The following is a 2,345-nucleotide window of genomic DNA, read 5'->3' as shown; positions in this document are numbered from 1 at the left end:
AACATCACGCGAGACGCGGGTGACAAGGGGACCCTCTGCATCGCCTGCGCCGTGCGCGTTCGAGGTCAAAACGGGATGGATGGCGTGCCTGATTGGCGCGTCGTGTGCCCGATGGCACACGCAAGGCAACAGGTGCGGCAGACGCCCGTTTTGGCCCGAACCCGAAGCGGGCAGTGGATTTGCGAGCGATGCGCTGTGTTACGAATGCAGGCAAGCCGTCCAGGCTTGCCTTGGCATTCGCGCCTCACGCCTCATCCCGCAAAGCCCACGGCGCGCATGGTGCAGGTGATGGAGAGGGTCCCTTAGTGCTGGCCGTGCCGCCCCAGGTGACGTACTTGTGCGAGTACTCGAAGCTGCGCACATGGCCGTTCTGGGCGGTGGAGAGCGAGATGTTCTCGCCAGCGCGCAGGCGGGCTTATCACCTTAGGTAGCTTCTATGATTGCATGCGCTTCACGATACGGCCAACTCGATGCCGAATTTCTTGCGCAACACCTTGCCTAAATCGCAGTCTCTTGACTTCGTCAACCACCAACTCGCACAACACCTGATCTGAGTCGACCCAGGCCATCGACCTCTCAAGCCAATAGGTCGATTCTTCCTTTATAAGCGCCGCACGCACGACCGTAGCCAGCAATTCGTATACATTCGTTTGTGCCTTCGCATCTTCACCAAGACATGCAGTGAGACCTAACTTCACGTCATCGAGCCGAAGTTCTAACAACGGATAAAGAAGGTACGCTGTGTCGACTCCTACCTCTCGGGACTCCCCTCCGGCAACGGTTACGCACCAGCGACCACCTGAGTCGATCAACACCCCAACCTTGCCTAGAACTATCAACGGAGTTCCTTGCTTGCCTGGTTCACGTTGTTGGAACTGGATCTTCATTGGCCACTCCATTGTTGATGGTTAACCTTGACACCGAGCCTTCGTGACAGCCAACTCTCAAAATTCGTCATGATCTCAGGGGTCCAGTTTTGACCGTAATGCCCGCTGTTCTCTGTTGTCACAATTGAGCCATCAGGCTTGCGAATGAAGGTTCCACCTACGACTGTACTCTCATTGGCCCCGATCGATTGGGCCAACTGCTGATGCGGAGACCCTTCGTATAACCCCGGTCGGGGTTTACCTACTGCAAACGTGTTCGTGACGGGGTCAAACACAAACTCAATGCCCTCCCTGCCTGATGGCTTGTAGCTCTGAAGGACCGCCACAGATGACGTGTCGGTTATCGCAATCACACCAGGAGCTGGACCAGAACCGGAAAACTGAGGCGCACTACTTGAAGACTCGCTCGCCGGCCCGGCAGGCTCCTTCGTAATATTAAACTCAGTGTCTTTCCAATTCGGTTTCCCATACGTCATCGATTCACTGCTGTACGGGCTCCCCGCCGTCCCGTCTGCCGCTTCCAGAGGCTTGCTCGGCGGCTTGACCTCTGGTTGCTTCTCTACTCTGGGCAGCGCTCTGCGTCCACCAGAAGTGGCCATGAGGCCAGCACCCGTTTGGGCCATTGCGAGTGAGATGTATGCATCCGGAATCGCCCTCGCAAGCTCATCAAAGGTGATGTCATCCAGGTACCGAAGAAGCGTGGCCGTCTTGATGATGGCACCTTCCATCAAGTTGGCTGATGGTGACCCAATGTCCTTGAGTTCCTCGTGCGCCTTCACCATCGCCGAGAGCACTTCAATTCTGTCTTGCGGACGCAGGTTCTTGAAGTTGGCATAGTCTCCAGCCGCGCGGACGGTAGCAAACGCTGCAGCATCGAACTGGTTCGGCCCGGCACCGGGTCGTTGCGCAAGGTTGTACAACTCGCGCATGGTCGCGTCGTTCAGGAACTGTGAGTTGAGCGCATGATTGTTGTATAGCAGTGCGTTGTTCGTCTCGTCGAACAGGTTCTGGCCAGTTGCCGCCGTGAAGTTCTCTCCGTTTGCGTTTTCAGAACGCAACATGTCCAGGAAGGCCGCCGCTTCGGCATTGTGAGGCTTCTTGCTCCAATCGCTGTCAACCTGTTTGAGCGCTTGTTCTGTCAGCTCTTTCCTAGCCTGGTCTTCGCTGATTCCACCGCGCTCTGCCGCATAGCGCGCTGCATTCGCATTGATCAGCGCTTCTTCCGTCACGTGCAACTGCCGATTGTTCTGCGCCGCATTGAGCGCAGTGGCCGCTGCCAGGTTCATGCTGTCGGCATCACCGCCCACCAGCAGTGCCCCTGCGGCCCCCATCAGGCGGCTGAGCTGGTTCATCTGCTCGGTGGCTTCCTTGAACTGCGCCACCAGCTCAGGGCTGGCACCGTCTTTGTTGGCGTCGATCTTGAGCTGGTCGTAGTCGCTGGCGCTGGCGTACCAGTCG

At 57.4% G+C, this 2,345-nt stretch carries 2 protein-coding genes; both read right to left on the bottom strand.

What is annotated here, in order from left to right; translation table 11 throughout:
- Positions 1 to 434: 434 nt before the first annotated feature.
- Positions 435 to 887, bottom strand: coding sequence for a hypothetical protein (locus tag ABWV89_RS18780; protein ID WP_353400585.1), 453 nt, complete (start codon positions 885 to 887; stop codon positions 435 to 437).
- Complete coding sequence (locus ABWV89_RS18775; RefSeq protein WP_353400582.1) at positions 884 to 2,269, bottom strand: polymorphic toxin type 43 domain-containing protein; 1,386 nt, start codon at positions 2,267 to 2,269, stop codon at positions 884 to 886. Before ABWV89_RS18775 ends, ABWV89_RS18780 begins: the two co-directional genes overlap by 4 nt.
- Positions 2,270 to 2,345: the final 76 nt, after the last annotated feature.

The organism is Hydrogenophaga sp. 5NK40-0174, assembly GCF_040372165.1.
Taxonomy (GTDB): domain Bacteria; phylum Pseudomonadota; class Gammaproteobacteria; order Burkholderiales; family Burkholderiaceae_C; genus Hydrogenophaga.
This window is presented reverse-complemented; position numbering and strand designations above follow the sequence as displayed.